Annotated in this window: 16 protein-coding genes; 5 read left to right on the forward strand and 11 right to left on the reverse strand. The window is 43.4% G+C overall.

Going from position 1 to position 21,086, the window contains the following annotated elements:
• Positions 1-17 precede the first annotated feature (17 nt).
• The gene (locus tag RDV52_RS08820; RefSeq protein WP_004366003.1) at positions 18-2,420 is read right to left on the reverse strand and encodes a TonB-dependent receptor; all 2,403 of its coding nucleotides are present in this window, start codon (positions 2,418-2,420) and stop codon (positions 18-20) included.
• Positions 2,421-2,767: 347 nt separating this feature from the next.
• Between RDV52_RS08820 and RDV52_RS08825 the strand changes: the two genes are divergently transcribed.
• Positions 2,768-2,983, forward strand: a complete 216-nt coding sequence (locus RDV52_RS08825; protein ID WP_004366001.1) for a hypothetical protein — start codon at positions 2,768-2,770, stop codon at positions 2,981-2,983.
• 13 nt (positions 2,984-2,996) lie between these two features.
• Here the strand turns inward: RDV52_RS08825 and RDV52_RS08830 are convergent, their stop codons facing one another.
• From RDV52_RS08830 to hflX, 4 genes are all read right to left on the reverse strand, one after another.
• On the reverse strand, positions 2,997-4,640 hold the full coding sequence (locus RDV52_RS08830) for a fumarate hydratase (protein WP_004366000.1): 1,644 nt from the start codon (positions 4,638-4,640) through the stop codon (positions 2,997-2,999).
• Between the two features lie 146 nt (positions 4,641-4,786).
• Positions 4,787-7,705 (reverse strand): M16 family metallopeptidase, encoded by a 2,919-nt coding sequence (locus RDV52_RS08835; RefSeq protein WP_004365999.1) that lies wholly within the window; start codon positions 7,703-7,705, stop codon positions 4,787-4,789.
• Positions 7,706-7,726: 21 nt separating this feature from the next.
• The gene (locus RDV52_RS08840; RefSeq protein ID WP_004365998.1) at positions 7,727-9,586 is read right to left on the reverse strand and encodes a DUF4954 family protein; all 1,860 of its coding nucleotides are present in this window, start codon (positions 9,584-9,586) and stop codon (positions 7,727-7,729) included.
• 30 nt (positions 9,587-9,616) lie between these two features.
• Entirely contained in the window at positions 9,617-10,879 is a 1,263-nt protein-coding gene (hflX, locus tag RDV52_RS08845; RefSeq protein WP_004365997.1) for a GTPase HflX, read from the reverse strand.
• A 272-nt stretch (positions 10,880-11,151) separates the two neighbouring features.
• On the opposite strand from hflX, the gene RDV52_RS08850 reads away from it, so the two are divergent.
• Both RDV52_RS08850 and RDV52_RS08855 read left to right on the forward strand, forming a co-directional pair.
• A complete protein-coding gene (locus RDV52_RS08850; protein ID WP_004365996.1) occupies positions 11,152-11,481 on the forward strand; it encodes a 2-amino-4-hydroxy-6-hydroxymethyldihydropteridine diphosphokinase in 330 nt (109 codons plus the stop codon).
• 52 nt (positions 11,482-11,533) lie between these two features.
• Positions 11,534-12,370 carry a tetratricopeptide repeat protein gene (locus RDV52_RS08855; RefSeq protein ID WP_223381144.1) on the forward strand — a complete coding sequence of 279 codons (837 nt, stop codon included), beginning with the start codon at positions 11,534-11,536 and terminating at the stop codon, positions 12,368-12,370.
• A 106-nt stretch (positions 12,371-12,476) separates the two neighbouring features.
• On the opposite strand, the gene RDV52_RS08860 is transcribed toward RDV52_RS08855, so the two are convergent.
• A complete protein-coding gene (locus RDV52_RS08860) occupies positions 12,477-13,286 on the reverse strand; it encodes a transporter (protein WP_004365994.1) in 810 nt (269 codons plus the stop codon).
• Positions 13,287-13,547: 261 nt separating this feature from the next.
• On the opposite strand from RDV52_RS08860, the gene RDV52_RS08865 reads away from it, so the two are divergent.
• Positions 13,548-14,519, forward strand: a complete 972-nt coding sequence (locus RDV52_RS08865; protein ID WP_004365993.1) for a transporter — start codon at positions 13,548-13,550, stop codon at positions 14,517-14,519.
• 472 nt (positions 14,520-14,991) lie between these two features.
• On the opposite strand, the gene RDV52_RS08870 is transcribed toward RDV52_RS08865, so the two are convergent.
• The 5 genes from RDV52_RS08870 to RDV52_RS08890 all read right to left on the reverse strand — a co-directional run bounded on the left by RDV52_RS08870 (position 14,992) and on the right by RDV52_RS08890 (position 19,976).
• Positions 14,992-16,131 (reverse strand): UDP-N-acetyl glucosamine 2-epimerase, encoded by a 1,140-nt coding sequence (locus RDV52_RS08870; RefSeq protein ID WP_004365991.1) that lies wholly within the window; start codon positions 16,129-16,131, stop codon positions 14,992-14,994.
• An 11-nt stretch (positions 16,132-16,142) separates the two neighbouring features.
• Positions 16,143-17,093 carry an SPFH domain-containing protein gene (locus RDV52_RS08875; protein ID WP_004365990.1) on the reverse strand — a complete coding sequence of 317 codons (951 nt, stop codon included), beginning with the start codon at positions 17,091-17,093 and terminating at the stop codon, positions 16,143-16,145.
• A 36-nt stretch (positions 17,094-17,129) separates the two neighbouring features.
• Positions 17,130-17,582, reverse strand: coding sequence for an NfeD family protein (locus tag RDV52_RS08880; protein WP_004362639.1), 453 nt, complete (start codon positions 17,580-17,582; stop codon positions 17,130-17,132).
• A 158-nt stretch (positions 17,583-17,740) separates the two neighbouring features.
• Positions 17,741-18,934 carry a hypothetical protein gene (locus RDV52_RS08885; protein WP_004365989.1) on the reverse strand — a complete coding sequence of 398 codons (1,194 nt, stop codon included), beginning with the start codon at positions 18,932-18,934 and terminating at the stop codon, positions 17,741-17,743.
• Positions 18,927-19,976 carry a hypothetical protein gene (locus RDV52_RS08890; RefSeq protein ID WP_004365988.1) on the reverse strand — a complete coding sequence of 350 codons (1,050 nt, stop codon included), beginning with the start codon at positions 19,974-19,976 and terminating at the stop codon, positions 18,927-18,929. The genes RDV52_RS08885 and RDV52_RS08890 overlap by 8 nt, the downstream gene beginning before the upstream one ends.
• A 225-nt stretch (positions 19,977-20,201) precedes the next feature.
• On the opposite strand from RDV52_RS08890, the gene RDV52_RS08895 reads away from it, so the two are divergent.
• Positions 20,202-21,035, forward strand: coding sequence for a M48 family metallopeptidase (locus RDV52_RS08895; protein ID WP_023926412.1), 834 nt, complete (start codon positions 20,202-20,204; stop codon positions 21,033-21,035).
• Positions 21,036-21,086: the final 51 nt, after the last annotated feature.

The following is a 21,086-nucleotide window of genomic DNA, read 5'->3' on the forward strand; positions in this document are numbered from 1 at the left end:
ATATGTTTATTAATTAATTATTTAAATAGGTATCTCACCTTTATTCCTATGTAGCGACCTGGTAAGGGGCGGTTTAATTCAGAAACAATACGACGGTCGGTAAGGTTTTTAACCTTGAAAGTAATTGTCCAACGGTCGTTGCAGAAGCTGTGTTCCAAGGCTGCGTCCATTGTCATTGAGGTTGGAATTTTGCGTTCTTGGTACTTACTTACCTCAAAATCGTAAAAGTATTGGTGTATATACGAGGCGTCGAAGAGCAGGCGTGTGTTTTGTCCACTGCCACCAAAGAGGTTTTCCTTGTGCAGTTCGGCACCGAAGTTCGCCAGCAGATAGGGCACGTTGGGAATGCGCATGTTGCGTGTAGGGTTCTCTACCTCGGTTCCTGGGATTGTTTTTCGGACGTCGCGAAGGTCTTGATAGGTTCCGTTTGCATAGAGATAAAGCAGTGGGCAGATGTCGCCCTTGGCTTCCAGCTCTATTCCTTTCGTACGTACACTGCCGAAGTTTCGGTAGCGCGCCATGGTTGGAATCATGTCGGGAGTGAAGCGTATCATATCTTCCAATTGATTGTAGAAGCCGTTCAGCTCTACTTCTATAAGTCCTCCATCTGTCTTTATGTGGCGATAGAGAAGTCCGAGGTTTACTCCTGATGTGCGTTCGGGCTTCAATGCCGGCGAGGCGAGTATGGAATAGCCGTTGCCTATGAGCTCCTCGCTTGTAGGTATGCGCACTTCCGAGTTGAAAGAAGCCTTCAGCATCAGGTCATTTGTAAATTTATAGCGTATGGCATCGCTGAATCCAATGTAGTTCTTGGACGTTCTCACAGGCTGCGGCTCCTTTACAGAGTAGATGTCAATGCTGCGGGAGTGTGACGAAAACAGGAAGTCCTTCAGTGTAAGGGCATTCTGGAAGCGTCCGTTGAAGAGCGTCAGGTCGTACGAAAGTCCTACGGTCATCGTCTTCATCTTGCTCGGGAAGTTGGCACGGAAGCCCAACGACTTATCCATCAGCGAGTCGTTAGGGTGCAGGGAGTTATGGTCTGCGTAAATGTTCAGGTTCAATGCGTGGTGCATATCAATGGTGTAGCCCATGTTGCACTTAACTATTAGCTCGTTAGAACGATTATCTCCATCGGAAGCAAAGTTATTTTGCTCGCCTCCGAATGGTGATACCGGGGGAAGAACTCTGCCGTCCCAATCGTAACGATGCATGGCTTTGTCGCATAAACCATATTTGCCTATTACATATCCCGCATCGAAATCAAAATCTAAACCATCTAAAAAGAAGTTCTTACGTTTCAGTGTCAATGCCGTAACATAGCTGGTTGAATGGTTATAAGCCTCACGCACATTGAGGTCTATGCCCTGTATTTCCTGTCGCGTTCGTGTCAATACCAGTTCCCATTTTACTTCATCGAACCACCATTTGGTAGCCTTTACCGACATTCCTCCCATTATTTTCTTGAAACGGTCGTGGTCTCGCTCAACAATACGCCCATCAAGGTTTGCCAAAGCCATTTTATAGTTGTTCTTGGCATACGATATTACGCCTCCGATGCCAAATTGTAAGCCACTTTTACGGTCGGTACGTTTCAATATAGTCGATAATTGGTGTGTGTTGAACGAACCGACTTCATAGGAGAAGTCAAAGTAAACAGGTGGATATTCTTTTGTTACAACATTGACTGCGCCACCTAATGCTGACCCACCAAACTTGTAAGGGACAATACCTTTATATACTTCTATGCGTTCAATTATACTTGTAGGAATATCATTCAAAGCTACGAAGTTGCTGAGTTGCGACATCTGTGTATCGTCAATGAACATTCCCATTCGCTTCCCCTCTAATCCACGGACTGATATTCGTGATGCGCTTCCCATGCCACCGGTATTCCTTATGGTAACGCCTACGGTGCGGGCGAGTACATCGTTGATATTGGAGGCTGTGCCCTGCAGTTGCCGCTGCCCGATAACAGATATGGGCATGGCTGACTCTCTTAGCTTTCGCATCTCGCTGTGGGTGGTTACCGTTACTCCGCCCAGTACGGTTTCCACCGACCTCATGCGTATGTTGCAACACACACTGTCGCGCAGTGCTACATCGCATCGTTCTGTTCTGTAGCCCAAATACTGGCAGGTCAGTTGCGCCCGCTTCAGCCCCTGCAGGTTCAGTGTATAGCGCCCGTCGGCATCCGACGCTGTTCCTTTGTTGCCTTTTGCTGCCGACACCCATGCCCCGGCAATGGGTTCGCCTGTCTGTCCGTCGGTAACCTGTCCGTACACGATGGCTGTCTGTGCCGGAATGGCGAGCGTGCCGAGTAGGAAGAGCAACGCTATGCAGACGAACTTCCTGCTTTGTAGTGCGCTGGAAATCCTTTCTGTTTTTTCCAATATCCTTCTTTTTGTTCTTTCTTTGTCCATATTAGATACAGGGTTTAAAAACGAATAATATTCACGAATATTCAAAAATAAAGTGCGCTGCCGGTATGACGGACAGCGCACTTTGCTTGTTTGTGGGCATTGTGCCCACCTTTTATATTTTCTTTTCCTTAGTGTCATCTAAAGCTTTTACACATTCAAAACAGATTATTTGCGTGCAAAGATAAAGCTAATATTGCAATTTGCCAATACCTAAAAATAGGTAATTCGTAGTTTCGGGCTCGGTGTCAGTGTTGTGTGTCAAGACTCTTTCTGCACATTTCTACCCATAGTAGAAAGTACTAAGTGCATATCTATTTTGTCAGAATATATGCCAGGAAGATTCATCAATGGAAATTCTGGAAACACAAGAAAGAAAAATGAATAAAAAACAAAGAAAAGATGAGAGAACTTACACACTTTTTAGGACACTACCCACTACCGAAATCGGTAAAAGGTCATGGACTATCGACAGAGAGGCCTATAACAATACTGCAGAAAGAATAGTGGAAGGGACAAAGAAGAGGGCATATCGAAAGTCCTATTCGGTATGCCCTCGCAACTAATAAAGCTGTTTATTTATTTCTTGGGGCAACCCGTCCAAGGCTTCAGCTGCTTGAAGAAGTCGTTGCCTTTGTCGTCTACAAGGATAAATGCGGGGAAGTCTTCAACTGTAATCTTATAAACGGCTTCCATACCGAGTTCAGGATATTCCACACATTCTATGCTCTTGATGCTGCTTTGCGAAAGTACGGCAGCCACACCGCCGATAGTTCCGAGATAGAAACCGCCGTGCTTCTTGCAGGCATCGGTAACTACTTGCGTACGATTACCTTTGGCTATCATTACGAGCGAGCCTCCATTGGCTTGGAATTCATCGACGTATGGATCCATACGGTTGGCAGTTGTCGGTCCCATAGAGCCGCAGGGGTATCCCTTTGGTGTCTTTGCAGGACCTGCATACAGCACTGGATAGTCTTTGATGTACTGTGGCAACGGTTCGCCGGCATCGAGGCGAGCCTTGAGTTTTGCGTGTGCAATGTCGCGCGCCACGATAATTGTACCTTTCAGACTCACACGAGTAGAGACAGGATATTTGGTAAGTTCGGCACGAACAGCATCGATGCCCTTGTCCAAGTCGATTTCTATGCCCTTCGCACCTTCGCCTGGCTTGCGGTATTCTTCAGGAATAAGCTCGCCTGGGTTGGTGTCCATCTTCTCCAACCAAATACCGTCTTTGTTGATTTTGCCCTTTATGTTGCGGTCGGCAGAACAAGATACGCCCATACCAATAGGCACGCTGGCACCGTGGCGTGGCAGACGAATGATGCGAATGTCGTGTGCAAGATACTTGCCACCGAACTGCGCACCGAGTCCAATCTTATGTGCTTCCTCGAGAATCTTCTTTTCAAGCTCGATGTCGCGGAACGCACGACCTGTTTCGTCGCCTGTTGTAGGGAGCGTATCGTAATATTTGATGCTGCCAAGCTTGACCGTGAGCAAATTCTTCTCGGCTGACGTGCCACCGATAACAAAGCAAATGTGGTACGGAGGGCAAGCTGCTGTGCCAAGACTCTTCATCTTTTCTACCAAGAAAGGTATGAGTGTGCCTTCGTTTTGAATGGTAGCTTTGGTCATTGGGTAGAAGTAGGTCTTGTTGGCAGAGCCACCACCCTTTGCCACCATCACGAATTTGTATTCGGCACCTTCGGTTGCTTCGATGTCAATCTGTGCAGGAAGGTTGCATTTGGTATTCACTTCGTCGAACATTGTAAGTGGAGCATTCTGCGAATAGCGTAGGTTTTCTTGTGTGAACGTGTTGAAAACACCAAGCGAAAGTGCTTCCTCGTCCTCGAAACCAGTCCATATCTGCTGACCTTTTTCACCGTGGATAATCGCTGTACCAGTGTCCTGACAGAAAGGCAGGACACCCTTTGCAGCCGTTTCGGCATTGCGGAGGAACTGAAGCGCAACATACTTGTCATTTTCAGAAGCCTCGTCGTCTTTAAGAATGGCAGCTACTTGCTCGTTATGTTCGCGACGGAGAAGGAACTCGCAATCGTGGAAAGCCTCTTGCGCCAATAGGGTCAGTGCCTCTGGGGCTACCTTCACAATCTCTTTTCCTTCAAATTTAGCGACTGTAATTCCCTCTTTAGAGAGCAGTCTGTACTCTGTTTCATCTTTTCCCAATTGGAACATTGGGGCATACTTGAATTCAGCCATAGTCTTTAAAATAACCTGACACCATTATATATAAGACTCTCTTGTCTTACAATTCATGGTGTCAGGTTTCTATTAATGTTTTAATAATGTTTTTGTTTTGGTCTTGCAGTTCAGGATTTATCCAGCTTGCAAGACGTTATCTTGATTTAATAACCAAAGATTTCTTCTGTTGTAACACGCTTGACAGGCGCAATCTTCTCCAAAGCCTTAATATCGAGTTCCTTTTCGTTGCCAAGAATAAGATACTTGAAGGTCTTGTTTGCCATATTGGTCTTCTCGAAGTTGATGAGGTCATTGAGCGTTACGCTTGGCAGGTCTTTGTAAATCTTCTCGCTCAAACTGTAATCCAAGCCCATCTTCTGTGCAGCCATATAAGCTGAAAGAATAGAGAACTTGGTTGTACGAGCCGATGCAAGGCTCTTCAAGAGGTTCTGTTTCGCCAAATCGAAGTTGGCTTGGCGCACAGGAACATTGTTGAGAAGCTCGTTGAACTGTGCAACGCAGTCCATCATCTTATCGTTCTGTGTGATAATGAATGTATTGAAGTACTCTTTATCGCCCAAACGACTTGGCATATGATAGCGCGCACTTGCTGTGTAGGCCAATGCACGAGCCTCGCGCATTTCTTGGAAAACGATGGCATTCATACCGCCTCCGAAGTACTCGTTGAAGACCGCAATCTTTGCTGCATCGTTCGGATTCCACTCTTTGTTCTCGTTGTGGAACTGAACCATGTAGATGTTTTTGGCATCATAAGGTGCGATAAGAATTTCGTTCTTAGGCGTTGTCTGCAAAACATAACGCTTTTCCTTGGGCAATGGGGCAAACTTCTTGGTAGTCTTGAAAGTCTTAGCCAAAAGATTATCAATATCTTTTATAGAAGAAGGACCATAGTAGAGCACTGTTTGCTTGTAGTTCTTCAGTTTCTTCAGCGAATCCAACAACTTCTGTGGATCCATGCTCTTGAGTTGTTGTTCGCTCAACATATTGCGTGTAGAGTTATATGGACCATACATACCATAATCTTGTAAAGCTCTAAAGTTGCCTCTCTGGTCAGCTTTCTTATCTTTTCGCGATTTAATCAGCAAATCTACGGCAGCAGCATAAGCTTCCTTGTCCACCTTTGCATTATCAATCACGTCGTTGATAAGTGCCAAAGCCTTTGGAAGATTTTCGTTTAAGCCTGTCAGATAGAAGTAAGTCTCGTCATCAGTCTGACCGATGTCGTAGTCGCAGGCAAGTTTATACAACTCTTGCTTAATCTGCGCATTGGTCATTTTATCAGTGCCAAGATAGTCGATGTACATCTTAGCATAGCCTGGCAGTAAATCGCTCTCTTCTCCGAAAGGAATTTCCAAGTAGAGTGTGAAGAGGTCGTCCTGTGTATTTTGCTTATAAAGGATAGGCCAACCCTTCTTTGTTGTAGACTTGGTAAGGTCTTTCTTAAAATCAACAAATACAGGCTTGATAGGCTCTACCTTATGATTGACAATTTCCTGCAAGAATGCAGAATGTTTATCGTTGTTTGTTGGGATTGGTGTAATCTTTGGCTTGTCTACCTTTTGAATGGTAGTATCGGTGCCTTGAACCTTGTAAATGACTGCATAGCCATTGTCAAAGAAATGATTTGCAAAGCTAACGATTTCTGCTTTTGTCATCTTTGAAACACGGTCGAGCTTACCTACTTCCTGTTTCCAATCAATATTGTTAATAAAAGCATCTACAAAAGCCTTGGCACGGAACTGGTTGTTGTCGAGGCTCTTATAGTAGCTGCGCTTGTAATTGTTAATAACAGAAGGCAATAAGTCGTCAGAGAAATTGCCCTTCTTCAACTTTTCTATTTCAGCAAGCAGCAAGTCGCGAACTTCTTTCAAGGTTTGTCCCTTCTTAGGAGTACCTATTGCCATAAACATAGAGTAATCTGTAAGGTCAGAGAAACCAGCACCTGCTGATTGAACCTTCATTGTCTGGTTCAAATCTAAGTCGTAAAGACCAGCACGACCGTTGCTGAGCAATTCGCCGATGATATTCAGCGTATCGCATTGCAAAGAGTTTCCCTTATCGGCTCTCCAACCCAAGTAAACCTTTTCTGCTTCCAACCCGACCACTGTTGTATCAACAGGGGCTGTAAACTTGGGTTGAGCACCATATTGAGGTGCACTTAGTGTTTCGCTTCTTTTCCAATTACCGAAATATTTCTCTATTATTGCCACCGTTTGTTCAGGATTTAGGTCGCCAGACATACAGATTGCAATGTTGTTTGGCACGTAGTAGCGGTGGTAATAGTTCATAATGTTCGTGATAGAAGGATTTTTCAGGTGCTCGCCTCTACCGATTGTGGTCTGTGTACCGTATGGGTGAGTAGGGAAAAGCTTTGCCATCAAAGCGGTAAATAGCTTTCTGCCATCGCTTGTCAAACCCATATTGTACTCTTCATATACAGCTTCAAGTTCTGTATGGAAGCCACGAATGACCATATTCTGAAAGCGATCGCCTTGCACTTTCGCCCAAGATTCAATCTCGTTGCTTGGTATATTCTCCACATAACAAGTAACATCGTTAGATGTATAAGCGTTTGTTCCCTGACTTCCGATAGCTGCCATAAGCTTGTCGTACTCGTTAGGAATGTTGTATTGTGCAGCTATTTGAGAAACAGAGTCAATCTTGTGATACCAAACCTTGCGCTTTGCAGGGTCTGTCATATGGCGATACTCTTCATAAAGTTTCTCAATTTGCTTTAGATAAGGGCGTTCTGCCTCGTAGTTGGAAGTACCAAACTTATCCGTTCCTTTAAACATAATGTGTTCAAGGTAGTGTGCCAAGCCTGTTGTTTCAGCAGGGTCGTTGCGGCTACCCGTACGCACAGCAATGTAAGTCTGAATGCGTGGCTTCTCTTTATTTACACTGATGTAGACTTTCAACCCGTTGTCGAGGGTGTAGATGCGTGTCTTCATCGGGTCGTTGGGTACGCTTTCGTAGGTACGTGTCTGTGCTTTTATGCCTACAACACCAAGTAGCAGGAGCAAAGACAAACCTATTTTTCCAAAAGAAAGGTTTTTAAGCATAATGTTTTATTTATATTTTAATTAATTTATTATCGAATTATAATTCTCCTGTTCGAGCTTTTCAAGGAAATCTTCCAATACTTCTTTGTCTACGTCGCCCATACTATATTCTTTCTCTGCATCTTTGCGAATCTCGCTAATCCACGTTTTCAATGCATCGTTATAGTCGCTTACGATTTGTGCTTCGATATCTTCAGTAACTTCTTTGCTATCGTAATAACTTTTAATAAGGAAGCGTGTCCAGTCCCAAGCGTATCTGTAATAGTTGGAGTTTATTTCCTTGAAACGGTCGTTCACGTCTTCAATGGTCTCCAAACTGCCACTTTTAATATCTTCGAGTATACGTTGCTCTTCAAAATCGGGCAGAAGCAAGCCACCCAAATCGCTCCATGCGTTTATCGAATCTAGTTCTAATGGCTTGTCGAGTATGCCCAAATGCTTGGCTTTCCTCAGCATCTCTCCCATATAAATATGGAGAGCAATGTCGTAAAGCTGAATACCCTTGTTCAATCTCGATGCTTTTATGGTGTAACCACTATATATATAGCAGTCGGAAGTTGCACCACTTGCCTTTTTCAGTGCTCTCAACGTATTTCTTCCACGAACTATTTCGTTTGCAGTGAAAGGCGATAACCACTCGAAATTGATGACACTCTTCTGCGAACCTTGTGGACGCAAGTCGCGTTTATACCATTTCTTGATGTCGCGATACAGCCCGACGGTTGCAATATTACGTGCTGGAACGATGCAAGGCTTATCATTGTAAGCGATAATATACGAAAATGGCAGTGTCTTCGTGTTAGGGTGATTGGTTATTTTGCCGAAACAAACAGAGAAAGCACCTATTGTTGCAGGCATAACAATGTGGCTGCCGCTTGCAGTCTTGCACCCTCTTTCCAACGTTCCATAGTGCAATGGTCCCAACTTGTAAGCGTGGTTGGAGAAGTTTGTGCCAGAACCAGCATTGTAGAACGAATACAGTCCACCGATAAGAAGTGTACTCTTATGATGCGAAACGGAGAAAGGACCGCAGAAAGCAGCACACGCTTCGCCGTTTGCCATATATGAATTGGCAAAGAAAACGCTTTGCGAAGCTGTAAAACCATTGGCAATATGGCAGGTCTCGCCTATAAAGCAATCTTGTATTTTCGCGCTGTTGCTGATGCTCGACCCTTCACTGATGATAGAGTTCTCGCAAATAACGCCTGTACCGATATACACATTTGCATGCGCAGAACTAAGAATGGTACAATCGCAAAGCCTGCTTGCCCCCGAAATCTCACAATCGTTATGTATGATTGTATTTGTTATTTCTTTCGAGTTCACTATCTTTACATTGTTTCCTATGGTGCTAACAGCAGGTGTAAGGCGTGCAATCTCTTCCGAAACCAATCGGCGAATGGCATTCTTAAGGTCTTTATCCTTAAAGTGTTTCACCATAAGAGCAGCAAATTGGCTGCTTAGTTCGGGGAACATAATGATGTTTCCGTCGCCCGCTTCGTTCAATACAGATATAACATTGCCTTGCCCGTAGGTTGCGCCTTCGGTTGTTTCCATTACCGAAACGTTGGCAATCAGACAATCGTCGCCTATCGTGTAATTGTGAATGTAGTTCCCAATCTTCTCTATCAGGCAGTTGTTGCCTACGGTTACGTTTCTTAAAGTGGCGTCGTTGATGCCCGAATGCTTGAAGAAACCTTTTGAAACCTCAACATTCTTCTCGAAAGCACCGAGCCGAATATCGCCGTATAAAATGACACGATGCAGAAATTTGGGTTGAAAACCGTCTTCGTCTACTTCTATTTTGCTCCAATCTTCAGCCCAACAGTTGTTGTTCTCAAGAATAAAAATCTCGTTGTCGGTTAATGCTCTGTATGCCATATCTATGAAACAATGAATGAAACGTAAATGCTATTGTACACCTTCTTCTACATCAGTGTTGTATAAGAAGTCGTTGTAAGGATACTTTTGCACGTGAAGTTCTTTCACTTTCTTGTATAAAACATCTCTGAACTCGTCGATGTTTTCTTTCTCTTTTGCCGAAATAAACAAGCAATCGTCGTTCAGCTTTGCCATCCACGTGCGTTTCAGTTCTTCGAGCGACACGTTTTTCTTGGTCATTGGTGTCAGGTCGTCGTCTTCTTTCTCCTCCCAAGTATAGTTGTCTATCTTGTTGAAGATTATCATTGACGGCTTTTCGGCACACTCCAAATCTTTCAAAGTTTCTGTTACGACTTGTATTTGCTCCTCGAAGTCGGGGTGAGAAATATCTACAACGTGCAGCAACAGGTCAGCTTCGCGCACCTCATCGAGGGTTGATTTAAACGAATCAACCAAGTCGGTCGGCAATTTGCGTATAAATCCTACGGTGTCTGCCAAGAGGAAAGGCAGGTTTAGCAGCACTACCTTACGCACTGTCGTATCTAATGTGGCAAACAACTTGTTTTCGGCAAACACTTCGCTTTTGGCTAACATATTCATAATGGTCGATTTGCCCACGTTGGTATAGCCTACCAACGCTACACGAATGAGACGTCTGCGGTTCTTTCGCTGCGTTATTTTCTGCTTGTCAATTTCTACCAAGCGTTGCTTCAGTAGGGTCATACGTTGCAAAATAATACGGCGGTCCATTTCCAACTGAGTTTCACCCGGACCGCGCAAACCTACCGAACCTTTGCCACCGCCCGAACCCGAACCGCCACCCTGTCGTTCAAGGTGCGTCCAGAGGCGTTGCAAGCGTGGCAACATATAGCGATATTGTGCCAGTTCTACCTGTGTCTTGGCGTTGGAAGTCTGTGCACGCATGGCAAATATATCGAGAATGAGAGAAGTTCTGTCGAGAATCTTTACTTGCAGTTCGTTTTCGATGTTCCTCAACTGTTTAGCCGACAACTCGTCGTCGAAGATTACCATACCGATAGGTTCATCTTCGTCTTCCTTTGTCTTGATGTATTCTTTTATTTCTGCAAGTTTTCCCTTACCCACATACGACGTCATGTTAGGTCCGCCAACACGCTGTGTGAAGCGTTTCACGGTAACGGCACCTGCAGTATGGGCAAGAAACTCCAATTCGTCTAAGTATTCTTTGGTCTTGGCCTCGTCCTGCTCTTGCGTTATCAGTCCTACAAGTATGGCAGTTTCGGCTTTGACTTCCGATATAACAAATTCTTTCATTCAAAAAACAGTACTATATATAATGTGGCTACAAAGTTAATAAAAAGTTAAGAGTTCATAAGAAGCGTTTGAACGTTTTTTATTCGCAATTGTTATTTTTTATAAATAATGTGTTGTTTATCGTGTCTTTATGTAGGAATAACGTAATTTTGCAACCTAAAAGGACATAACAGGGACTACAATATCGTTGATACAGAAAAGTGTGCGTACCTTTGTGTTAGCTGTACAAAAGCACTTTCAAAACTCTGTACTGCCCCTTACAGAAACCCAAAATGAAGATAACAATAGCACTTGGCTCGAATACCGAGCAACAACAGCATATAAAGGAAGCCATTGAAAGACTGAAAACTGTGTTTTCGGATATAACTTTCACGCAACCGCAGTGGACCGACCCCATTGGCGTCGTATCGGACAGATACTTGAATTGCTTGGCTAACTTCACCACATCGCTTTCATTGCAACAACTCGTGCAACAGCTGAAAGACATTGAAACGGCAATGGGGGACAAGCACGAAAACCACGAACAAGGCATTGTGCTGATAGACTTAGATGTTATTAAATATGGAGATAGGGAGGTTAAGAAGATTGCCTGGCTGCAATAACCCACACGGAAATAACTTTTTAGCAGCGTTTAGGCAGCATCTGTGTTGCCTTTTGGCTTTTCTGTGCTTGTCGATTCTGTCGGCATCGGCACAGAGTTCCGACCCCGACCCTGTGCAATTGGACAAGGCGGTGGCTTATTTCAATTCAGGTAAATATCACGAAGCATTGCTTATTTTCCAACAGTTAGACAAGCGATACAAGCTGAACGACCGCTTTCGTGCCTATATTGGTCTGTGCTATTACAACGAATGGGAGTATAAAAGTGCAACGAAGTATCTTGACGAGGTGATACCACGCCTTGCCGTACTTGCTCCGCACGAGCGGTCGGTGTATTATTTTGCCGATGCCGAGAGCCATTTCCAGTTGCAGGAATACAAGGCAGCCATTCCTTTCTACGAGCAGACACTTGCTGTTTGCTACGACAACGAGAAAGGGGAAATATACTATCGGCTCGGCTTGTGCTATATGTTTGGCGAGGAATGGGAGAAAGCACGCGACGCTTATGTGCTTTCCGAAACGTTTTTCCGCAAGCATCGCACCGCAACCGATGTGGAAGCCCGATTGGCTCAGGTAGTAAATATGCGCAAAGGGTGCCAAGCCAAGATTGACGAAAAGTTGGCTGCCGACAGCATTGCCCGTGCAAAGGCGGTGGAAGACAGCCTGCGCGCCATTGCAGCAAGTATTCCTTTGGATTCTGTCATCACCGAAAAGCCGACAGATACCATTTCTTCAAAACCTATCGTAACAACACCGATAGTAGACGAGAAAAAGAAAACGCCAGTGCCACCGATAGACGATAAGCCTGAAAAACAAAAGAAAAAACAAGAAAACGTTGCACCTATCAACCTCGAAGATTTGTATAAAGATAAGGTGAAAGTGGAGGAATAGATTTATAAGAAAACATTTAATGTAGGTGCTGAAATAACCTTTATAAGGTTTTCAGTACCTGCCTTAAATAAAGATAATATCCGAAATATAGAACAAACAGTTTCTTTTACTTCAGCAACCATGCCATACCCAAACCTACATTGGCGTATTTTGATGGCTCGTTAAGATTGATGTCGCCATACAAATTTACTTGAAGTCGTGGCGAAACCATATATGCAGCTCCAATTTCGCTCATACAATTGAAGTGGCTGGCACGCCCTGGCTTTGCCCAATCGTCCTGCTTTCGAGAGTTATACAGGTTGTAACTCTCTATGAAGAAACTCAGTTTATTGGTAGCTTGGTAGTTCAGACAGACACCGAAGAAGATGTTGGGATTGTCCGTATCACCGCTCCACTCGGCACCAATATCGTAGCCTAAACTGAAAGAATTGCTGAGTTCGTTCTCAAAAAGCAAGTGTGTCTGTATGCCAACGTGTTGCGGAAGATAGTGGGAACGACTGCTGCCAGGAAGAAGTAACGTTCCGAGGAATGACACCTTGGGCAGCGCACCATTGCTGTCAGTTATCTTAATCTTGGTTCCAATGGCTGCTGCTGAAATTCCTGTGTAGTTGTTTTCGCGCGTATGTGTTGTACTCTCGTCTATCTGAAGACGAAGTTCGGCATTAGGAGTTACACCCATTCGGAAGGTGGAAGTGTTGATAACCCACGTGCGTTCGTGCGCTCCGTTTCTGCGGTTCCATTCGTGCGAGAAACCTGTTTCCCAGTCAATATTCCATAAAGGCATAATGTCTGGCCCAGTGGTTGCCCCAGGACAATCGGGCGAGAAAGTGTTGACTTCCTGTGCGTTCACTCCGACAGCAGGGAGGAACAGCAACAACAGGCAGATAATAATCTTGTCGTTTGTTTTCTTTTTCATCTTATACTATTATTGTGTTGGGTGCAAAATTATATCAATGCTCCAATGAAGCATACCAATTGCTCAATAAATTCTATTGCTTTATTGCCCTTCTTTATTCTATTTATTTTGCAAATATAAACGTTTCTTCCTATATATTCTAACTTTTAAGAGGAAACTTCATTTTATAAAATATACTTTAAGGCAACGGCATATTCCCAAAAATATTCGTACATTTGAAGAATAATTCAGTAAGAACACATTATTGACCAAACAAAAAAGGTGGAATTGATAAGTATTATAAAGAAATGGACGCTGCCAGTAGCCATTGCTACAGGTGCTATCGTTTACTTGCTGTTTGCTTTTATACCCCTACTATCTCCTGCTTCAGCAGTTTTCGAGCCGATATTCGACTTTCTGTTGCCCATTTGTATGTTTTTAATGCTCTACGTTACGTTCTGCAAGGTAGATTTCCGTAGGCTCATTCCTGTACAATGGCATCTTTGGATAGGCGTGTTTCAGGTGTTGTTTGTTCTTATAGCCGTAGGTTTTATACTCTTCTTCAAGCTGCAAGGCAACGGCTTGATACTTATGGAGTCGGTGTTGGCGTGCATTATCTGCCCTTGTGCATCTGCGGCAGCCATCGTTACACAGAAGTTGGGTGGTAACATAGAGGATATGACGACCTACACTTTCCTATCCAATTTCATCTGTGCAGCCCTCATTCCCACTTGTTTTCCACTGATAGAACCCAATGTGAACGTTGGTTTCGCCGAGTCTTTCCTCGTTATTCTCAACCGTGTTTGTCTCATTCTGGTTGCTCCGATGGTGGTAGCTTACTTCACGAAGCATTGGCGCATATTGAGACCGCTTTACAATTGGATTGTCAGTGTGCGCAATCTCGGCTTTTATTTCTGGGCTTTCACGCTCACCATCGTAACGGGAACCACCGTGAAAAATATCGTTCACGCCAATACCACCGTCCTTTTTCTTGTCTTCATTGCCCTCGTGAGCCTGCTGCTCTGCTTGATGCAGTTTGCCGTCGGCAGATTTATTGGCCGTTTTTTCGATAGCACCATCGAGGCAGGACAAGCCTTGGGACAGAAGAATACCACCTTTGCCATTTGGATAACCCTTACTTATCTTAATCCGTTGTCATCTGTAGGACCAGGCTGCTACATACTTTGGCAGAACATCATCAACAGTATTGAACTGTGGTATTACGATAGACAATCGAAGAAGCGTGAAGGCTGATGCGCATTTGCAGCGAAATGTCTCCATAAATTCCCCCGAATAGTTTTTAAGGCGTCTGAACAAGTACAATGGTGTGTAAACAAAAGACAGATAGTTTTTCTCTTTTTTGTGCCATGAAGTTGTGGAACATCTTGCATTTCCCACCTTGTTTTCAGGCTTTAAAATGGTGATGTTCCCGTCTGTTTTATCCTCCTTTCTAACTTGTTAATGCAGAATATATTATCATATTTTTCTGAACATGACGACATATATTTTTTGATGGCTCATGATATATCTTATTTCTGCACGTCAGTATCTCGTTTTTCAGACGACATTTCGCTAAAAAATTATTCAAAAACTGGAATAAAAATGATGTATGAAAACAAAAAGAAAGGGCTGAATGCCGTCCGCACTCAGTCCTTTCTTCTTTAAAGATAATAGTTCCATTGGAATACGCTACGTTGTTTAACGCTATTCCATGAATGTTGATTGTTTATTTTACCAAATCTACAAGGGTCTGGACGATGCGTTCGGCTGAACGGCCGTCCCATCTGTCGGGGATAGTTGCAGCCTTCCACTTGCCTCCAACCATATTGGAAACTGCAGTGCGAAGTTTCTGCGCATCTTCGCCAACAAGTACATTCGTGCCTTGCTTCACGGTTTCAATGTGTTCGGTATAGCTGTTCAGCGTAGCACACGGAACATTGGTAAAGGTGGCTTCTTCGGCAACATTGCCCGAATCGGTTATAATTCCTGCTGCGTTCGACAACAAATAGCTGAACTCCAAGTAGCCCAAAGGCTGAACAAAGCATAGATTTGCGTGCTTTGCAGCATTGAGCGAACGTACGATTTTCGCTGCGTTCTCGCGCAACGGAGCAACAATAGGCATATTGCCTGCGGCTTCCAACATAGCTTTCAGCATACGTTCTAAGTTGGCTTTGTCGTTCATCAGCGCCTTACGGTTGAGTGTGAATACCATATACTGCTTTGGTTTCAACTGTAATTTACTCACTGAAGCTATATTCTCCAACGATAAGTCCCCCATTCTGCTGCGATTAAAGCGTATATTATCAATTAGAATATTACCAACCATATAAACTCGAGAAAGTTCTGCGCCTTCTTTGTTGGCAATGCTGTTGTTGCTCAGACCTGCGGTGAAAAGCACGTCCGACAGTCCATCGATAACCAAACGGTTTATTTCTTTCGGCATATTTATATCGAACGAGCGAGTTCCTGCAGCAATGTGAGCCAAGGCTATGCCCTGCTTTTTTGCCACAATAGCCGCAGCCATAGTCGATGCAAGGTCGTCTACAACCACAACAACGTGTGTGGTATTCTGCTGCAAATATTGCTCAAACTTCGACATTACCTGCCCCGTGAGTTCGTTCAGGTTCTCGCATTCCACACCGAGATATACATCGGGTCGTGGAATTTGAAGGTCGTCGAACAAGCTATCCTCCAATGTAGGGTCGGTTTTGCTACCCGCATAAACCAACGAGTAAGCAATGTTTCTGCCGTCCCAGCCTTCGTTTTGCCTCTTCTTGATAATTCTAATAATGGGCGCAACCTTCATAAAATTAGGGCGTGCGCCACAGAAAATACAGATTTTAAGTTCGCTATCTGTTCTTGTCATTTGCGTTTTTATTATCCTTTAAACATTTCTTTTATACCGCCAATAGAGCCCATAACGCCTGTTGCTTCGTATGGAAGGTAAACCGTCTTTTGGTTTTCGTTCTTCGCAAGTTCTTCCATCATCTGGATATACTTCTGTGCAATGAGGTAATTTGCAGGATTTGTGCTTTGCCCGACAGCGTCCGTGATTTTCTGAATTGCCACAGCTTCGGCTTCTGCAACACGTATTCGCGCTTCTGCCTGACCCTCTGCAATGAGTATAGCCTGTTGTCTGTCAGCCTCGGCACGGTTGATTCGCGATGTCTTTTCACCTTCCGACTGGAGTATGGCTGCTTGTTTTTCACCCTCACTGGTGAGAATTGTCGCACGTTTATTACGTTCTGCCTGCATCTGTTTCTCCATTGCTTGCAGCACACTCTCTGGTGGTGTGATGTCTTGAAGCTCTACACGGTTCACCTTGATACCCCATTTGTTGGTTGCATCGTCGAGAACTGAACGCAGCTTGGTGTTTATGGTGTCGCGCGAAGTAAGCGTTTGGTCGAGTTCCATCTCACCAATGATGTTACGAAGCGTAGTTTGTGTCAGCTTTTCGATAGCATTTGGCAGGTTGTTTATTTCGTACACAGCTTTGAAAGGATCCATAATTTGGAAATAAAGCAGCGCATTGATTTGCATCTGAATATTGTCTTTCGTGATAACATTCTGACGGTCGAAATCGTAAACCTGCTCACGTAGGTCTATAACGTTCGTGTAGACATAGCGTCCGCGGCGCACTGCCACCATTTCTTTCGCTCTATCGATAAACGGAATGATGATATTGATACCCGGTTGCAAAGTTGCAAAGTATCGTCCTAAGCGTTCAATGATGCGTGTTTCACTCTGTGGGATTATAACGATTGCCTTTTGGGCAAAGAGGATTGCCAATACAACGATGGCAATCAATACATAAGTTCCAATGCTCATGATTGTTCTGTGATTTAGTTATTAATAAAAGGAATATTACTCTACCGTTTTCACGGTTATGATTATCGAATCCAAACTTACAACACTTACCCTTGTGCCTTCTGCAATAGCTACTCCGCCCACGGCAGTAGCTTTCCACGAGTCGCCATCAATCTCTACTCTTCCGTATCCGTCTGGTGTTATGGGTTCTGTTACCTTGCCCATTCTGCCTATAATGGCATCGGCATTGCTGAGTCTGATATCTTTGTTCTTATTCAGATATTTCAGTGCGAATGGTCGAACAAAGAAGATGCTTAATGCACTAACCACAGCAAAAACAATAACTTGCAGTGCATAACTGTCGCTGAAAGTCGAAACAATAGCAGCCACAACGCCCCCTATGGCAAAACATATAATGAAGAAATCGCCATTGGTCAATTCCAACACAAGGCACAACAGACTTACTAAAAGCCATGCCAGCCAAAGATTTTCTAAGAAGTATTGTATCATAGCGCAATGCTTTTAAAATGCTTTTAATTAAAATGTAAAGTTAATACTTTAGAACGAAACCAACAACTTTTTAGTAAAGAATTGGTAAGGAAAATGAAAAGAGGGAGCAAAAACTCCCTCTTTCTTGTATTTCCATCAGTTTCTTTTGTACATTTCGCTTACTTCTTATCTTGTGTTTCCTGCACTTTTCTGAGCTTTCTGCGGTATATCCAAGCAACGCCTTTATCGTCTAAAGTTATTGTTTTGTCTATTTCTGTTGGCCAACTATCCTTCCCAATACGTGTTTCAGTGTGTGTATGTGCTATTCGGTCGGTTTCTTCTAAGGTTGTATCAGGTTCGTCTTCAATAATAGTATTAGTCGAGTCCCATTCTGTAGAATCCCAGTCCGCAGTATCGGCATAAACCGTATCTGTCTCACAATCGTAATCGTCGGCAGCAACAGTATCTTCATCAACGCTATCAACCGCAACACTATCAGCCCAATCGTTTTCCAAATCGCTGTCGTAGATAGGTGTAGTATATTCGTCGAAGTCAGTAATAGATGTCCATTCGCCTTGTTTGTTCCTACTTGTCTGCGATGCAAAATAGGTCATATTCCTATTTGTTCCATCAAGTGGTCGTCCTTTAGTTATGTTTCCTTCGGTCAGCGGATTGGCAAAAGTCTGAATTAAATCAAGCAAACTCGGTGCATATAAGGCATAAAGATAGGTTAAGAACTGTATATTGGGCTTCCCCATAAGGTTCAAAGCCTGTGTTGCATATCTATTGTAGCTGTATATGGGGTCCGCTACTTCTGAAGGATTCTCGCCATAAATCAGCTTTATCAGGGTCTCTGATAATTCTGCCGACATCTCTTCCGAATTGCTTACAATATACGATTTCATATCGGAGGTAAAGGTAAGAATAAGCGGACGCTTCTTCAAAATATTGAGTAAACCATAATAAAACAGACTGTCAGAAGCCGATTCTACTTTCTTTTTTGTATAATTGGCATTCTCCAACAGATCTACTTGCATGGTTGTTGTGAATGGAGAGACATCTAAAATCGTTAAACGAACTTTGCACGAGAGATAGGGTTCACGCCTTGTTATTCCATCAAAAAGGTTATCATTTTCTTTCGTAATAGGACTGAAGTCGAGCATTGTGTTTATCGAATCGGGGGTACCGCTCTGCGTTTGTTCCAGCGTAAACTCGTAAACGGCAGACTGTCCTTTCTTAAACTTAGGGCTATAGCCGTTGTTCTTCTGTGCCCATAAGCCGTTGGCTACAAGCAATGTAATGATGGTTAATACTATTCGCATCTTATTTCGTTGTTGTTTTATTGCTTTCATCTTGTCTGTTTCTTTAGTCATTGCGTCGCCTTACTACCTGATAAATTGCACCAACACCATTTGGATAGTTAATGATGATTGTGTTCTCATACTTCTCCAACCAGCTTTTCCTATCCATTTTCACATCTATTATATTTTGAACCTTGCACAATTCTCTTCCGTCTTCAGCAAATGAAAGTGAGTCTTCGTCGTCTGCTACAAGTGTATCTACATCGACAGAATCCATTTCCACAGAGTCTGCAAAGGCTGTATCCATATCGGTTGTATCTATATCGTTGTATGGTTCGTACAAACTTGAGTACGTGTCCACATTCATTTTAAGGCTTATTTCTCTGTCTTTACCTTTCGTAACATCGCTAACGAACTTAAACGAGCCTTCTTTTTCCTTCAGTTCACCTTCTTCCCGATGTCCGTCTTCGCAGCGCAGGCGATAGACTTCAGTAAAAGTATTAAAGCCCGGAACGAACATAGACAAGAACGTTTCTATGCCCCTCATTCTCACCATCTCTGCAATCAGAGCCTCATCGCTTCGCTTATCTTCGCCTTCAAAAACGGAAAGTTTCCGCCTGCGCCCTTCATTAAAAGCTTGTCTATATAACTCATCGGCGTTGATAACTTTCCATTCGCCTAATCTTTTCGACATCATCAGACGCAGTTTGAGACTCTTTACCAAGCCAATTACATCTAAGAGCTTTTGTGTTCCTTCCTCTTTTGTAATGACATGAGGCAAGCCTACATCAAGAATTTTTAGCTCCATGATATATGCGTAGGGTGTTGCTTCGAGTACTTTCAGTGAGAATTTACCCGAAATACTGTCGCCCGTAGGAAGCATTCTTGCAAGGTCTATCAGGCTAAAGCCTCCTATCGAAGATGTAAATGGCGAATTTAATTCCATGCCATCAACAGTAGTATTATCATAGTTTCGCCTATATGTCTTCGTCCATAAATGCTCGTAAGTTACGGTCTGCCCTTTCTTAAAATCGGGCAAATAAGTTTGTTTGATTTGTGCTGATGCCCAAAGGGCTGTGAGCAACAACAGTAACACTGTGGCGGTTCTACGCATATTCTGATGATTTAATGAATTATAATTATTGTTATAACCTTTATTTTTTAATGCGCAAAGTTATTTATTCTTACTTAAATAAACAAACAACATAGTATTATTTTTGCAAAAAGAAGTAAAAACAACGATTATAGCAAAAAAAGTTTGTACTTTCGCAGTCGAAACAAATAGGATAGGCCGGATAGCAGCAAAGTCTTTCATTTGTATTTTAAAGGAAAAGAAGAAATGAGACAGATTAAGTTTTTATTAGTTACAATTGTAATTGCCACACTTGCCGCATGCGGAACTACATCAACAGTGCCACTTACGGGTCGCAGACACACCATAAGCGTGTCCGACGCAGAAATTCTTAGCTTGAGTAAGACTCAATATGCAAAGTTTATGGCAAGTGCCAAGAAGTCTACTAACACTCGAAATACGCAAATGGTAGTAAGAGTTGGACGTCGATTGGCTAATGCTGTAGAAAACTATTTACGCAATAATGGTTATGCAAATGAAATAAAGAACTTCCAATGGGAGTTTAATCTTATTCAAGACAAGCAAGCAAATGCTTTCTGTATGCCAGGCGGGAAAATTGTTGTTTACGAAGGTTTACTGCCTTATACACAGAACGAAGCGAGCCTTGCCATCGTGTTGGGACACGAGATTGCACACGCAGTAGCAAAGCATAGTGCCGAGCAGATAACAAAACAACAGAACCAAAGTATTGGAACTTCTATATTAGGAACAGTCTTAAACTCTGCAGTTGGCAACGGTACGGGCGACATTGTCAATTCGATAGCCTCTACGGGCTTTTCTCTTCTAAATTTAAAATACAGTAGAAAGAATGAGCAAGAAGCCGACTACATGGGGCTTATATTTGCAGCAATGGCTGGTTACGACCCACAAAACGCCATACCTTTCTGGCAACGCATGGCTGCTTCATCGCAAGGAGCGCCTATGGAATTTATGAGTAGCCACCCTTCTGACGCAACCCGCATTAGGAATATACAGAAATGGATTCCCGAGGCAATGAAGTATTATCAGGCAAGCCTAAGGAGGGTAAAACGAAATGCATGAATATGACATTGTTATGGACTTCATTAGGAAGACTGTATATTTGTTAGGTAC

Source organism: Prevotella nigrescens (assembly GCF_031191185.1).
In the GTDB taxonomy this organism is placed as follows: Bacteria; Bacteroidota; Bacteroidia; order Bacteroidales; family Bacteroidaceae; genus Prevotella; species Prevotella nigrescens.